Source organism: Bradyrhizobium sp. USDA 327, from assembly GCF_041262065.1.
GTDB classification, from domain to species: Bacteria; Pseudomonadota; Alphaproteobacteria; order Rhizobiales; family Xanthobacteraceae; genus Bradyrhizobium; species Bradyrhizobium liaoningense.
Genome location: NZ_JBGCCW010000001.1, coordinates 1,870,025 through 1,883,362, shown reverse-complemented (window position 1 = coordinate 1,883,362; position 13,338 = coordinate 1,870,025). Strand labels below are relative to the sequence as shown.

The 13,338-nt window shown below is 65.2% G+C and carries 14 protein-coding genes; 9 read left to right on the top strand and 5 right to left on the bottom strand.

The window, feature by feature from the left end; genetic code table 11:
- Positions 1-12 precede the first annotated feature (12 nt).
- On the top strand, positions 13-1,461 hold the full coding sequence (locus ABIA42_RS08500) for a cobyric acid synthase (protein ID WP_370114268.1): 1,449 nt from the start codon (positions 13-15) through the stop codon (positions 1,459-1,461).
- Here the strand turns inward: ABIA42_RS08500 and cobD are convergent.
- Together cobD and cbiB are read right to left on the bottom strand one after the other, a co-directional pair.
- A complete protein-coding gene (gene cobD / locus ABIA42_RS08495; RefSeq protein WP_370114270.1) occupies positions 1,450-2,415 on the bottom strand; it encodes a threonine-phosphate decarboxylase CobD in 966 nt (321 codons plus the stop codon). The genes ABIA42_RS08500 and cobD overlap by 12 nt on opposite strands.
- An 11-nt stretch (positions 2,416-2,426) precedes the next feature.
- A complete protein-coding gene (gene cbiB / locus ABIA42_RS08490) occupies positions 2,427-3,368 on the bottom strand; it encodes an adenosylcobinamide-phosphate synthase CbiB (RefSeq protein WP_370114272.1) in 942 nt (313 codons plus the stop codon).
- A 126-nt stretch (positions 3,369-3,494) separates the two neighbouring features.
- Between cbiB and cobU the strand changes: the two genes are divergently transcribed.
- The 4 genes from cobU (at position 3,495) to ABIA42_RS08470 (ending at position 5,913) form a co-directional block, all read left to right on the top strand.
- Positions 3,495-3,998 (top strand): bifunctional adenosylcobinamide kinase/adenosylcobinamide-phosphate guanylyltransferase, encoded by a 504-nt coding sequence (cobU, locus tag ABIA42_RS08485; protein ID WP_370114274.1) that lies wholly within the window; start codon positions 3,495-3,497, stop codon positions 3,996-3,998.
- Positions 3,995-4,777 (top strand): adenosylcobinamide-GDP ribazoletransferase, encoded by a 783-nt coding sequence (cobS, locus tag ABIA42_RS08480; protein WP_370114276.1) that lies wholly within the window; start codon positions 3,995-3,997, stop codon positions 4,775-4,777. Before cobU ends, cobS begins: the two co-directional genes overlap by 4 nt.
- Before the next feature lie 4 nt (positions 4,778-4,781).
- A complete protein-coding gene (gene bluB, locus ABIA42_RS08475; protein WP_271526289.1) occupies positions 4,782-5,414 on the top strand; it encodes a 5,6-dimethylbenzimidazole synthase in 633 nt (210 codons plus the stop codon).
- A 319-nt stretch (positions 5,415-5,733) separates the two neighbouring features.
- Entirely contained in the window at positions 5,734-5,913 is a 180-nt protein-coding gene (locus tag ABIA42_RS08470) for a Flp family type IVb pilin (protein WP_271526290.1), read from the top strand.
- Positions 5,914-6,155: 242 nt separating this feature from the next.
- On the opposite strand, the gene ABIA42_RS08465 is transcribed toward ABIA42_RS08470, so the two are convergent.
- Positions 6,156-7,067, bottom strand: a complete 912-nt coding sequence (locus tag ABIA42_RS08465; RefSeq protein ID WP_370114278.1) for a LysR substrate-binding domain-containing protein — start codon at positions 7,065-7,067, stop codon at positions 6,156-6,158.
- Between the two features lie 129 nt (positions 7,068-7,196).
- Here ABIA42_RS08465 and ABIA42_RS08460 point away from each other — a divergent pair, with 129 nt between their 5' ends.
- Both ABIA42_RS08460 and ABIA42_RS08455 read left to right on the top strand, forming a co-directional pair.
- Positions 7,197-8,135, top strand: coding sequence for a ring-cleaving dioxygenase (locus ABIA42_RS08460; protein WP_370114280.1), 939 nt, complete (start codon positions 7,197-7,199; stop codon positions 8,133-8,135).
- Entirely contained in the window at positions 8,132-8,758 is a 627-nt protein-coding gene (locus ABIA42_RS08455) for an alpha/beta hydrolase (RefSeq protein WP_370114282.1), read from the top strand. The genes ABIA42_RS08460 and ABIA42_RS08455 overlap by 4 nt, the downstream gene beginning before the upstream one ends.
- Positions 8,759-8,798: 40 nt before the next feature.
- Here the strand turns inward: ABIA42_RS08455 and ABIA42_RS08450 are convergent, their stop codons facing one another.
- Positions 8,799-9,773 (bottom strand): magnesium transporter CorA family protein, encoded by a 975-nt coding sequence (locus ABIA42_RS08450; protein WP_370114284.1) that lies wholly within the window; start codon positions 9,771-9,773, stop codon positions 8,799-8,801.
- 368 nt (positions 9,774-10,141) lie between these two features.
- On the opposite strand from ABIA42_RS08450, the gene ABIA42_RS08445 reads away from it, so the two are divergent.
- Complete coding sequence (locus ABIA42_RS08445; RefSeq protein WP_370114286.1) at positions 10,142-10,675, top strand: DUF1003 domain-containing protein; 534 nt, start codon at positions 10,142-10,144, stop codon at positions 10,673-10,675.
- Positions 10,676-11,013: 338 nt separating this feature from the next.
- The gene (locus ABIA42_RS08440; RefSeq protein ID WP_271526296.1) at positions 11,014-11,178 is read left to right on the top strand and encodes a hypothetical protein; all 165 of its coding nucleotides are present in this window, start codon (positions 11,014-11,016) and stop codon (positions 11,176-11,178) included.
- 649 nt (positions 11,179-11,827) lie between these two features.
- Here ABIA42_RS08440 and ABIA42_RS08435 read toward each other — a convergent pair.
- Positions 11,828-13,324, bottom strand: coding sequence for an ABC transporter substrate-binding protein (locus ABIA42_RS08435; RefSeq protein WP_370114290.1), 1,497 nt, complete (start codon positions 13,322-13,324; stop codon positions 11,828-11,830).
- Between the last annotated feature and the right edge of the window lie 14 nt (positions 13,325-13,338).

Here is a 13,338-nt window from a genome sequence, read left to right as displayed (position 1 = left end):
GACTCTTCGGCGATGACGCGCGCATTGATGATCCAGGGAGCCGGCTCGGACGTAGGCAAGTCGCTCATCGTCGCCGGCCTTGCGCGTGCCTTCACGCGGCGCGGCCTGCGCGTGCTGCCGTTCAAGCCGCAGAACATGTCGAACAACGCGGCCGTGACCGTCGATGGCGGCGAGATCGGCCGCGCCCAGGCGCTACAGGCGCTCGCCGCCGGCGTCGAGCCGCATACCGACATGAACCCGGTGCTGCTCAAGCCCGAGACCGATGTCGGCGCGCAGGTCATCGTTCACGGCAAGCGCATCGCCACGGCGCGCGCGCGCGACTACGCGGCGATGAAACCGTCATTGATGGGCGCGGTGCTGGAGAGCTTCGAGCGGCTGAAGGCGCGCGCCGACCTCGTGTTGGTCGAAGGCGCCGGCAGTCCAGCCGAGGTGAACCTGCGCAAGGCCGACATCGCCAATATGGGCTTTGCACGCAAGGCGGACGTGCCGGTCGTGCTGGTCGGCGACATCGACCGCGGCGGCGTGATCGCGCAACTCGTCGGCATCAAGACGGTAATCGACCCCGACGATGCCGCGATGATCCGTGGATTTGTCATCAACAAGTTCCGCGGCGATCCCACGTTGTTCGACGACGGCTACAGGCTGATCGAAGACAAGACAGCCTGGCGCGGCTTCGGTGTGCTGCCCTGGTTCGCGCGTGCCGGCGAACTGCCAGCCGAGGATGCGCTGGGCCTGAGTGACGCGCGAAAGCCGGGCCGATGCAAGATCGCCTGCCTCGCGCTGTCGCGCATTGCCAATTTCGACGATCTCGATCCGCTCAAGCTCGAGCCGGGCGTTGATCTCCTCATGGTGCGTCCGGGCGAAGCCATTCCCGGTGATGTCAAGCTCGTCATCATCCCGGGCTCGAAATCCACCCGCGGCGATCTCGCCTTTTTGCGCGCGCAGGGCTGGGACATCGATCTTCTCGCGCACCACCGAAGGGGCGGCCATGTGCTCGGCCTCTGCGGCGGCTACCAGATGCTCGGGCTCAGCGTCGCCGACCCCGACGGGATCGAGGGTCCTGCGGGCGAGACACCGGGCCTCGGACTTCTGGACGTGAAGACGGTGATGAGCCCGCAGAAGACGCTGACGCGGGTTGCGGCCGTGCATGCCGCCACGGGGCAGCCGATCGAAGCCTACGAAATCCATATCGGCCGCACCGACGGCCCCGATCGCGCCCGCCCGTTCGCGAAACTGAATGGCGAGCCGGAAGGCGCGATCTCGCAGGATGGCCGCGTGCAAGGCAGCTATCTGCATGGCCTGTTCACGTCGGATGATTTCCGCAAGGCTTATCTCGCAGCGCTCGACATTCCCGCAGGCGACGAGCCCTATCGCGCCAGGGTCGAGAGCGCGCTCGACGCCCTCGCCGACCACATCGAAACCCATCTCGACGTCGACGGCCTGCTCGCGCTAGCGCGCTAGGACCTCCGCAACGCGCGCCCATTCGGTTTCGCTGCCGGGAAGCCCGAGCCGCAGCCATGCCGGCTTCTGCGCAAAGACGCGCGACCAGATTTGGCGACGCGCGAGCTTCTCCTGTTCAGTACGCGCGTCAGGCGTTTCGTACGAGCGAAACAGCGGCGTGCCGCCGACAAGCCGCCAGCCTTGCGCCTGCGCCATGTCGTCGAGGCGGCCGCAGTCGCGCGCAAGCCGCGCGGACGTGGCCTCGGCCCAGGCCTGATCGCGCAAGGCGCGACAGCCGATCGCGATCGCCGCTCCCGAGACCGGCCATGGACCCGACATCGCTGCGAGCCTGGCGATGTCGGCGGCATCGCCGATCGCGAAGCCGAGGCGCAGGCCGGCAAGGCCATAGAACTTTCCGAACGAGCGCAGCACCAGCAGTCCCGTCCGATCCGCTTCCGGAGCGAGCGACAGTTGCGGCACGGCATCCGCAAAACTCTCGTCGACGACGAGACGGCCGACGCGCGGCAGCATTGCCAGCAGATCCTTCGGCATATGATGCCGGCCGTCGGGATTGTTGGGATTGACGACGACGGCGAGGTCCGCGCCTGCCAGCGCGTCGAGGTTCTCAACCTCCCGGACGTCCCAGCCTGCAGCCGACAGCACCCCTGCATATTCGTTGTAGGTCGGCGCGAGGATGCGGGCGCGACCGGGCGGCGCCAGCTGCGGCAGCAATTGAATGGCGGCCTGCGCGCCACTCATCGCAAGGACCGGTGCACGGGTGCGATAGGCCTGCTGCGCAGCCCGATGCAGCGCCTCGATCTCGGCACGCGACGGCAGCGCGCTCCAAGCATGCAAGCTCACCTCACCCACCGGATAGGGCAGCCGGTTGATCCCGGTCGACAGATCGATCCAGTCCTCCACGCGCCCACCAAAACGCTGCTGGGCCTGATCCAGATTTCCACCGTGCTCGCGCATGCCCCGTTGTTTCACGCGAAAGCCAGGACCGCAAGCAGGCCGGCGAGCAGCAGCATGGCGCGACGGTACAGCATCAGTGCCTCGTCGATGTCGGAGGCGCGCGGATCGCGCGCACCTTCGTTCAGCCAGGGCTCGTTCGTGACGCTGCCGTGATAGATGCGGGGGCCGCTGAGCCGCACACCGAGCCCGCCCGCCATGGCCGCTTCCGGCCAGCCGGCATTGGGCGAGCGATGACGGCGCGCATCCCGCGTCATGCACGACAGCGCCTCCGATCTTCGCGGTGCCAGCAGCACGAAGAGAAATCCAGTCACCCGCGCCGGAATGAGATTGGCGACATCGTCGATGCGCGCCGCCGCCCAGCCGAACGCTTCATGCCGTTCGCTGCGATGGCCGATCATGGAATCCAGCGTGTTGATGGCCTTATAGCCGAGGATTCCGGGCAAGCCGAACAGCGCGCCCCAGAACACCGGCGCCACGATGCCGTCGGAGGCGTTCTCCGCAAGGCTCTCGATCGTCGCGCGTGCGATGCCGGCTTCATCGAGCGCAGCTGGATCGCGGCCGACGATGCGGGACACCGCGTCGCGTGCAGCGGCGATGTCGCCATCCCGCAACGGGGCTGCGACAGCGGCCACATGATCATGCAACGAGCGCAGCGCGACCAGGGGCCAGGCCAGGATGCCCACCAGCATGATCTGAATCCAGCCTGAGGGAATCAAGGATTGAAGCCCCCAGCCGAGCGCGACCGAAAGCGCGATCACCGCGAGCGCGCCGGCAACGCCGGCAGCGCGGCGCAACGCCGGCGGATCGGATGCGCGATTCCAGGCGGAGTCGATCGCGACAATCAGCCAGCCCAGCCAGGTGACGGGATGGCCGATCCGCGCGAACAGCGACGACGGCCAGCCCAGAAGGGCATCCACCGCCATCGCCACTGCCATGGCCCCCGCAAAATCCACGCAAATCTCCCGTCTCGCTCCGCCCCTGTTGCGCAAGACGGCGGCCGAGCGCAAGCCCCTCGCCGCCTGATTTCGGCTTTGTCTTTGGGCGCTTTTGATGATTAGTGCTGGCGACAGGAGACCTTCATGGCCGTCATCTTGATCACCGGCGGAGCGCGATCGGGCAAGAGCACCCGGGCGGAAGCGCGCGCGCGCAGCTTTCCCGGCCAGCCCGTCTACATCGCAACCGCCGAGGCGCTCGACGGCGAAATGGAGGAACGCATCGCACGACATCGCGCGCGGCGCGGAACCGATTGGATCGAGCGCGAGATCCCGCTCGATCTCATGCCGGCGCTGCTCGCAACCGATGGCGGGGGCGCGAGGCTCGTGGACTGCCTGACGCTGTGGCTCTCCAACCTGATGCATGCGGCGCGCGACTGGGAGCGAAACGTGAGAGAGCTCGCCGGCGCCCTGCCCCGCCTCAACAGCCCCGTCGTCCTTGTGACCAACGAAGTCGGCCTCGGCATCGTGCCCGACAACGCGCTGGCGCGAAGCTTCCGCGACGCCGCCGGGATCATGAATCAGATCCTTGCCGATGTCGCCGACGAGGTCGAGTTCGTCGTCGCCGGCCTGCCGATGAAGCTGAAATGATTCCGCGCGCCGAGCTCTTGCGAGACGTCGTCGCCGATCTCAGGATCGCAGCGTCGTTCGTGACGATCCTGCCCGTCGCATCGCCGAAGCCCGCCGGGGACGGCGCGATCGCGCGCGCGACCTGGGCCCTGCCCGTCGCAGGATTGCTGGTCGGCCTCGCCGGCGCGTTGATCTACAAGATCTCCATTCGCTTCGGACTGACACCGAGCCTTGCCGCCCTGCTCGTGCTGGCCACGACAGCTCTCATCACCGGCGCGCTGCACGAGGACGGACTTGCCGACACCGCGGACGGACTCGGCGGCGGCCGGACACGCGAGCGCAAGCTCGAGATCATGCGCGACAGCCGGATCGGGACCTATGGTGTCTGCGCACTGATCCTGTCGTTCGGCCTGCGCTGGAGCGCGCTCGCGGCGATCGCCGATCCATGGGCCGTCACGCTCGCGCTGTGCGCTGCGCACAGTGCTGCCCGCGCCGGCGTGCCGGCCTTCATGTCGCTGGTCGGCCCGGCGCGGACTGATGGGCTGTCGGCCGGCGCCGGATCGCCGCCGGGCCGCAGCGTGGCCATTGCCTTCGCTGTTGGAACGCTCGCACTTGCCCTGGCGTTGGGGCCGGGCAAGGCGCTGGTCGGCCTGGTCCTGCTGTCGCTCGCCGGCCTCATGCTGGCGCGGCTTGCCATCCGCCAGATCGGCGGGCAGACCGGCGACATCCTCGGGGCGTTCGAGCAGCTGGGCGAAATCCTGATCCTGCTGGTTGCCGCCTCCTTCCCGTTGGGACATTGACGTCATGGTCGAGTTCGACGACGCCTTCCGCCGGCACTTGCGCGAGCTGTTTGTGTGGCGCCGCGACGTGCGCCGCTTTCGCAGCGACCCATTGCCGGCCGGCGCCATCGATCGCCTGATCGAGACGGCCTGCCTCTCGCCTTCGGTCGGCCTCAGCCAGCCCTGGCGCTTCGTCACCGTCGACGACGACGCGCGGCGCCGCGCCGTGATCGACGATTTCAGATCGTGTAACGCCGACGCGCTGAACGCCTATGTCGGCGAGCGCGCCGCGCGCTATGCCACGCTGAAACTCTCGGGTCTCGAACAGGCCCCTGGTCACCTCGCCGTGTTCGCGGACAAGGCCAGCGACATCGGCCACGGCCTCGGTCGCGCGACCATGCCGGAGACAACCGAATATTCCGTGGTCTCCGCGATCACCGCGATGTGGCTCGCCGCGCGCGCCGAGGGCATCGGTCTCGGCTGGGTGTCGATCTTGAGCCCGGATCGGATCCACGCCATTCTCGACGTGCCCGGCTCCTGGAAATTCATCGCTTATCTCTGCATCGGCTATCCGGAGATCGAATGCGACCGTCCCGAGCTGGAGCAGGCGAAATGGGAGCACCGGCGCGGTGCGAACGAGTTCACGCTGCGGCGCTAGGATAGCACGACCGCTCGCCTGGGCGGCCTCCTCGTCGGCTTGAGGCACAGCGTGGCCGGGTCGAAAGCGTCGGCTTCCGCCTCGAGCTCCCTTCGACCTTCGGCTCACCGGCAGACTGAAGACGGCCGTTCCCGACATACGATCTTGCGCAGCAGACGGCCGCAACCCTGCTCGCTCGGCTTCCAGCAACCGTGTGAAACATTCGAGTTGGACTCAAATTAACGGTTCGGATTCAAGCCTCCTTAATTCCTTCACGAGTAGAAACAAGTTGTTACAACCAATTGTTACACGCTAACAAAACAACCATAAGGAGAATAGCTTGCATACGTTCAAGAGGTTCCTGGCTGACGAAAGCGGCGCTACGGCTATCGAATATGGCCTGATCGCTGCGGGCATTGCGCTCGCTATCATTGCTGCCGTCAAGAACACCGGCACGGCATTGAGTGGTGTATTCACGAGCATCAACACCAAGCTGAGCCCAGCGCCGGCCACACCCTAGCTTTCACGAAAGCGGGGCGGCCCAGCCTCCCAGCGCCGGACTGCCGGAGATCCGAGCTCCAAGGATACTTTGGTCAATCCAAGGCCGCCCTGCTTGCCTCTGCAAAGCCAACGTGCCCGAGCCGCCTCATCGGCAGCAGACGTCGCTTTCTCAGGCGGCGCATTGGGACCCCACGGTATTTGGTCCGTGCCGGACCGCAATCCTATCACCCTTGAGCTATCGTCCGCATCCGGCCCCAGGTCTCAGCGCGTCCGCACACCTGTCTCGTCCTCCCGGCCAAACCGCTCCACCAGAAAATCGATGAACAGCCGCACCTTCACCGACAGATGCCGCGTCGGCGGATAGACCGCGTACAGCGCGAGTGGCGGCGCAGAATAGTCATGGAGCACGACGCGCAGCTCGCCTTTCCGCACGGCATCTGCGGCGATGAACTCAGGGAGCAGCGCGAGCCCCCTGCCCTTGATGGCGACGTCGCGCAGCACCTCGGCATTGTTGACGCAGAGCGACCAGGCCGGCTGGATCCAGTGATCGCCATCGGCGCCGGTGAGCTTCCACTGATTGCCGGTCAGCAGGAAGCCGTAGGTCAGCGAGGTGTGCCCGCGCAGATCATGCGGATGTCTTGGCGTGCCGTGACGCGCGAGATAGTCCGGCGACGCGCAGATCATGCGCGCCACCGGCATGATCTTGCGCGCGATCAGGCTGGAGGATTCCAGCTCCGCGATGCGCAGCGTGACGTCGAAGCCGTCCTGCACGGGATCGAGCAGATCGTCGCTGAGCACGATCTGGAGCTGAAGCTCGCCATAGCGCGCCATGAAATCGGCGAGGGCCGGCCCGAGCCGCATCGTGCCGAACGACATCGGCGCGTTGACGCGCAACAGGCCGCGCGGCGCCGACTGCGCCTGCGTCACCGCCTGGTCCGCGGCCTCGATCTCCGAGAGGATCACGACCGCGCGCTCGAAATAGCGCTGGCCGTTCTCGGTCGGGCTGGCGTGCCGCGTGGTCCGGTTCAACAGCTGGACCCCGAGGCTCTCCTCGAGGTCGGCGACGTATTTGCTGATCGCCGAGCGCGACAGCCGCAGCTGCCGGCCGGCCTCGGCAAAGCTCCCGCTTTCGACCACCTTCACGAAGGCTCGGAGGCTGCCGAGCTTATCCAAGGACCCGCTCCGACGATTGTTTCCAAATCGTAGACATAGCCGTCATAATTGCATGGATTGTCCCCAATCCAAAGCGGAACAATATTTCCGCCCAGAGCAAGACCGCTCCCCGAATCTTGGAGGACGACAATGTCTGGACTGCACCATGTCACCGCGATCGCCGGCGATCCCATCAGGAATTTCGGCTTCTACACCCGCGATCTCGGCCTGCGCTTCGTCAAGAAGACGGTCAATTTCGACGATCCCGGCACCTATCACTTCTATTATGGCGACGAGACCGGCCGCCCCGGCACCATCCTGACCTTCTTCCCCTGGGCTGGCGTCCCGGCCGGGCGCCGCGGCGTCGGCGAGACCCATCAGACCGCCTTCCGCGTGCCGCAGCGCTCGCTCGGCTACTGGACGCAGCGTTTCACCGAGAAGGGCATCGCGTACGAGGCGCTGGAGAAGCGCTTCGGTGAATCCGTGCTGCCGTTCACTGATCCGGATGGCATGGCGCTGGCGCTGGTCGGCATCCCCGGCGCCGAGAACGAGCCCGGCTGGAGCAACGGCGACGTGCCGGCCGAGCACGCCATCCGAGGTTTCCACGGCGTGACCTTGCTGCTGGACAGCGCGGCGAAGACGGCCGCCGTCCTCACCGACGTGTTCGGCTTCAAGGAGACCGGACGCGAAGGCTCGGTGATCCGCTTCAAGGCTTCAGGCTATGCCGAAGGCAGCGTCGTCGATATCTACGAGGCCAAGGGCTTCTTGCGCGGGCACCAAGGCGGCGGCTCGGTGCATCACATCGCCTTCCGCGCGGCTGACGATGCCGAACAGGGCAAGATGGCGCAGAAGCTCGTCAGCAATCACGGCCTGCACCCGACCGAGCAGCGCGACCGCAACTACTTCCGGTCGATCTACTTCCGCGAGCCCGGCGGCGTGCTGTTCGAGATCGCGACCGACATCCCCGGCTTCGCCGTCGACGAGCCCGTCGCGACGCTGGGGCGTGAGCTGAAGCTGCCGAGCTTCCTCGAACAGCATCGCAAGCAGATCGAGGACGTGTTGCCGAGCCTGGAGGAGAGCGTGTCATGACCGCAAGTGCATTCATTCATCGTTTCGAGCCCGCACGCGATGCGGGCTCACCCCCGCTGCTGCTGTTGCACGGCACCGGCGGCGACGAGAACGACCTGCTCGGGCTCGGCAAGATGATCTCGCCCGGCGCCGCCCTGCTCTCGCCGCGCGGCCGCGTGCTCGAGCACGGCATGCCGCGCTTCTTCCGCCGCCTCGCCGAGGGCGTGTTCGACGAGGACGACGTCCGCCGTCGCGCGCACGAGCTCGGCGACTTCGTCGCGGAGGCACGCAAGCAATACGGCCTCGCGGCGCCGATCGCGGTCGGTTTCTCCAACGGTGCCAATATCGCGGCGGCGCTGTTGCTGCTGAAGCCGGAGGCGCTTGCGGGCGCGATCCTGCTGCGCGCCATGGTGCCGCTGTCGGATCCGCCGAACGCCGACCTTGCAGGCAAGCCTGTTCTGCTGCTCTCCGGGCAGGCGGATCCGATCGTGCCGGCGAGCAATTCGGCGCGGCTCGCGACGCTGCTGTCGGAAGCGGGAGCGCGCGTAACCCACAAGGTCCTGCCGGCAGGCCATCAATTGTCGCAGGCCGACGTGACGCTGGCCCGCGACTGGATCGGCAACGTCGCGGCGGAAGCAGCCTGATGTAGAAGCGGCGCAACGTTCACGAACGGTGCGCCGCCTCTCAATCGAACCAGCCGCGCCGCTTGAACCAGATCAGCGGCAGCAGGCCGCTGGCGATGACTGCGAGCCACGCCAGCGGGTAGCCGAACGTCCAGTCCAGCTCCGGCATGTGCTTGAAGTTCATGCCCCAGATGCCGACCATGATGGTGGGCGGCACGCCGACGACGGAAACGATCGTCAGGATCTTGAACAGCTCGTTCTGCTGGATGCTGATGAAGCCGAGCACGGCGTCGAGCAGCAGCTGGATCTTGTCGGACAGTCGCGTCTCGTAGTCGCTGAGCGAGACGACGTCCTTTGACACGGCCTCGAGGCGCTTCTTCGACGAAGCCGTGACCCACTCGCTGCCGACATCACCGGCAAACGAGGCGATGCGCCCCACCCCAAGCAGAACATCGCGCGCCTTGGCGAGCCGGTCCGCCAGCTCGCCAACATTCTCCAGGGCCTCGCGCATCCTGCGGCTGGAGCGCACCGCACGTTGGGTGCGTACGAGCCCTCCCTTGAAAACACCCCGCGAAAGCTGATCAACCCTGGTGCCGAGATGCTCCAGGACATCGGCACCGCGATCGATCATGGCCTCCAGCAGGCTGGCGAACACGCACATGCCGTTCTCCAGGCTGTCGTCGGAGCCGATACGCTTGCCGATGTCGTCGAAGATCGGCAGCTCTGCAAAGCGCACCGTCACCAGCACGCGCGGGCCGATGACGAATCCCACCGGCGTGATTTCGGCCTCGTTGTCCTCGGTGAGCCGAACCGCCGGCGAGCTGAGATAGAGCGTGCCGCGGTCGAAGATCAGGCGGCTCGACGCCTCGATTTCGCTGAGGGATTCCTCGGACGGAACACGTATCCCGAGCAGCCGTTCGACGAACTGCTTTTCCTCGTCAGTCGCGTTCAAGAGATCGGCCCAGATGATTTCCGAGGGCATTTCCGCGCCGATGCCGTGCCAGTCGTCGGACGGCCACCTGTACAGCTTGAGCAAGAACCGTCTCCGCGACCGCATCGTCATACCGGATAGTGTATCCGGCCGTCATTTGCCGACTAACGCATGACGGTTTCAAACGTTCAATACCCTTGTGGCGACAGAAGGAGGACTCTTGGCGTGCACAAGGCGACATGGGCCGGAGCGGCTGCAGCGTTGGCTAAGGGCTTGGCGTCACTTGCTTTCTGTTTTGGCATGAGTGCCTGTTCGGCGCGCGTCCCGAAAGTTGCCCCGCAGCCTTCTGAGAAGAGCAGCCACGGCCCAATAAGCGACATCGTCACGGACTGGACCTGATATGACTGTCAACTGGAGCGGGGAGGAACGAGGGGGCGCTCACTCGCCCAGATCTCTCATTGTCGGGGATGCAAATGAACAGCGAACAAAGCCACAGAATACACCTGAGTGTTGAGGACCAGCAGCGGTTGCAAGAACTTCGTGCGCAAAAGCCGGCGCGCAACATACCCAGACCTGCCTTGACGCCGGGAGCGATGCTGGCTGACCGGGTAGCCGAAACGGTTGGCTCCTGGCGCTTCATCATCATCCAGAGCGTACTACTTGGCATCTGGATCGCTCTGAACATGATAGCATTCATCAATCATTGGGACCCTTATCCCTTCATCTTGCTGAACCTGGTCCTTTCTTTCCAGGCAGCATATGCGGCGCCCATCATCATGATGAGCCAGAATCGTCAATCCGAGATTGACCGCAGACATGCGGAGCACGACTATCGAATAAATGTGAAAGCCGAGCTCGAAATCGAATTGTTGCACAACAAGGTTGACGCCCTGCGTGAGCAGGAAATCCTGCAGTTGCTCGACATCATTCAACGTCTGTCCGCTCACCTTGCGCCCGAGCTTGTTGCAGCTATCGACGCCGAAGCCGCGCCGAGCAACCCTGGATGATCCTGCTTGCCGCGCACCGATGCCGTGCTTCCGAATACCGGCGGTCAGCGCTCGCGCAGACGCGACTAAAAAAGTGATGCGAATAGCGCCTCGCATAACGTTCGGGCCCCCCGCCTTTGCTCCGAGCGCAAGCTTCAGTGCGCACGTCTCCAAGGGTGCCCGCCAAGCCGTCGATCATGTTCTTGACCCAGCGGTCGTCGCCCGCGAGGGCTTCAATTATGGGACGGCCCCGCTGAGGCATCTTCTCATTCGCCCAAAAATAAGCCTTGCATCGCGTGCGCAATGGGTAGCTGGTGTTAGCCTCAGCGCGCCAGGCTGCTCAACCGACGGAGGGCGCAATGCAGAACTACGTAAACCACGAAAACATCAGACGTTATGAGAAGCTCATCGCCATCAGTGACGGTGACCCGTCACGCGATGAAGCACGGCATCAGACGCTGTTACGACTCCTGGCCGAGGAAAAAGCTAAGGACGTAGGGCCGGATGGCTGGCCGAACACCTGATCTTGACCGCCCATTGGCGTCAATCCAATTCGGCTCTGAGTTCCGCTCCGGGTCCACAAGGCGACATTCCGGGGGCGGAGCCGTGTGCCCGGTCTCTCCCCGAGAGCAGACATCCGAACTTTTTTGTGCGTCCCTACGGAGCGCGCGTGCTTGTCGGCAAGCACGCGAGGAGAGCAGGTTGGGCTCTAACGCGCGCAAGCCGGGCGGCACCTTGCGCATGTCGGAGGCCTGCTCATAGGCGTAGGCCTCGATGCGCGCGAGGTAACCTTTGGTCAGCGCCGTCGCATTGACCTGCCCGCTGGCCAAGGCCTGGGCGATATCGCTCATCGTTGCATGGTCGAATTTCAGTGTGGCCGGCACCTCGGCGCTGACGGGCGCCACGCCGATGCCGGCATCGCGGCGGGATGGTTCTTCACGGCTGCCTCGCCTGACGGCACGTCCCTGACCATGAGGCCGCGAGGGTGACATCATGCCAGTGTTTTGCCCGACGGGTCAACGTCTCAGCGCATCGCCTTGGCCTTGAACTGCGCAACGCGCAAGCCGTTGAAATGACTACGCCCGGCTACTGTGCATGGGGTTGTTTTTTCATTTTTTGTTTGGAGCTGCCCTCTCCGGCTTGCGAAGAGGGCACAGCAACGGACGCCGCCCCCTACTCCCAAGACCACGTCGAGAAATCGTTCTCGTATTGAGGCACGTCCTTCCAGACGCCCTTCAGCTTCTTGTTGGTGATGGTGATCAGCTGCGGCTGGTAGAGATAGGCGGAGACGGCGTCGGTCGCGAGCATGCGCTGCGCGTCGCCGAGCAGCTTGGCGCGCGCCGCCTCGTCCGGCGTCGAGACGATCTGCTTGTAGAGCGCGTTGAACTTCTCGTTGTTGTAGCCGAGGTAGTAGTCCGGCTCGGTGATCTTGACGAGGTCGAACGGCTCGACGTGGCTGACGATGGTGAGATCGAAATTGTGCGGACCGTTGGGCGCGAACACCTGCGACAGCCACTGCGCCCATTCGACGTTCTCGATCTTGGCGACGATGCCGACCTTGGCGAGCTGGGCTGCGACGATCTCGCCGCCCTGCCGCGCATAGGACGGCGGCGGCAGCTTGAGCGAGAGCTCGAGCGGGGTGGTGACGCCGGCCTCGGCGAGCAGCTTCTTGGCCTTCTCGGGGTCGTAAGGATTGATGCCGGTGGTGTCGACAAAGCCGAGCGCGCCCGGGACGTAGAAGCTGCCGATCGGCGTGCCGAAACCATCGACGGCGCCCTCGATGATCGCCTTGCGGTCGATCGCGGCGAGGATGGCACGGCGAACACGGACGTCGTCGAGCGGCTTCTTCTTGTGGTTGATGCCGACGATGGTCTTGGCCCGGGAGCCGCCGACCATGACGTTGAAGCGGGGATCGGCCTTGAACTGCGCGATCGTCCGCTGCGCCGAGACGCGCGGGAACGCGTCGACGTCGCCCGAGAGCAGCGCCGCGGTCTGCGCCGCCGGTTCGGAGATGAAACGGATCGTCACCTTGGACAGCTTGATCGCGGCGGCGTTGCGGTAGTCGGCCCATTTGGTCAGCGTGATCGAGGAGCCCTTGGCCCAGGCGCCGAGCTGGTAGGGCCCGGTGCCGACCGGCTGCGTGACGTTGGTGGCCGCGCTCTTCGGCTCCACGATCGAGCCGCTCGCCTGCCCGAGCAGGAACGGCAGGTTCGGCTCGCCATATTTCATGGTGATCACGACCGTGTCGGCGTCGGGCGCCTCGACCTTCTCGAAGGCCTGGAACAGGCTCTTGTCCTTGTTGGTGCTGGTCGGTGCGGCGTTGCGCTCGAACGAGAACTTCACCGCGGCGGAATTGAACGGCTCGCCATTGTGGAATTTGACGCCCTTGCGCAGCTTGAACGTATAGGCCTTCAGTTCGGGCGAAGCGGTCCAGCTCTCGGCCAGCAGCGGCGAGACCGAGCCGTCCTCGTTGATCTTGGTCAGCGTCTCATAGATGTTGTAGAGCGTGACCTCGGCGATCGCGGCGGCGGCGGCATTGGTGGGATCGAGCCCCGGCGGCTCCAGCGCCATCGCCATGACGACGCTGTCCTTCTTGCCCTGCGCCAGCACCGGCAAAGGCGCTGCGGCAAGTGTGAGGGCAAATGCGACGATCGACAGTTTCCTGAACATGCGTAACTCCCCGG

Bases quoted from the DNA above. Each gene is read 5' to 3' on its own strand.
- ABIA42_RS08435 (WP_370114290.1), bottom strand. From the start codon at position 13,324: ATGTTCAGGAAACTGTCGATCGTCGCATTTGCCCTCACACTTGCCGCA.
- ABIA42_RS08500 (WP_370114268.1), top strand. From the start codon at position 13: ATGACGCGCGCATTGATGATCCAGGGAGCCGGCTCGGACGTAGGCAAG.
- cobS (WP_370114276.1), top strand. From the start codon at position 3,995: ATGATTCCGCGCGCCGAGCTCTTGCGAGACGTCGTCGCCGATCTCAGG.
- ABIA42_RS08455 (WP_370114282.1), top strand. From the start codon at position 8,132: ATGACCGCAAGTGCATTCATTCATCGTTTCGAGCCCGCACGCGATGCG.
- ABIA42_RS08440 (WP_271526296.1), top strand. From the start codon at position 11,014: ATGCAGAACTACGTAAACCACGAAAACATCAGACGTTATGAGAAGCTC.
- cobU (WP_370114274.1), top strand. From the start codon at position 3,495: ATGGCCGTCATCTTGATCACCGGCGGAGCGCGATCGGGCAAGAGCACC.
- ABIA42_RS08460 (WP_370114280.1), top strand. From the start codon at position 7,197: ATGTCTGGACTGCACCATGTCACCGCGATCGCCGGCGATCCCATCAGG.
- bluB (WP_271526289.1), top strand. From the start codon at position 4,782: ATGGTCGAGTTCGACGACGCCTTCCGCCGGCACTTGCGCGAGCTGTTT.
- cobD (WP_370114270.1), bottom strand. From the start codon at position 2,415: ATGCGCGAGCACGGTGGAAATCTGGATCAGGCCCAGCAGCGTTTTGGT.
- ABIA42_RS08445 (WP_370114286.1), top strand. From the start codon at position 10,142: ATGAACAGCGAACAAAGCCACAGAATACACCTGAGTGTTGAGGACCAG.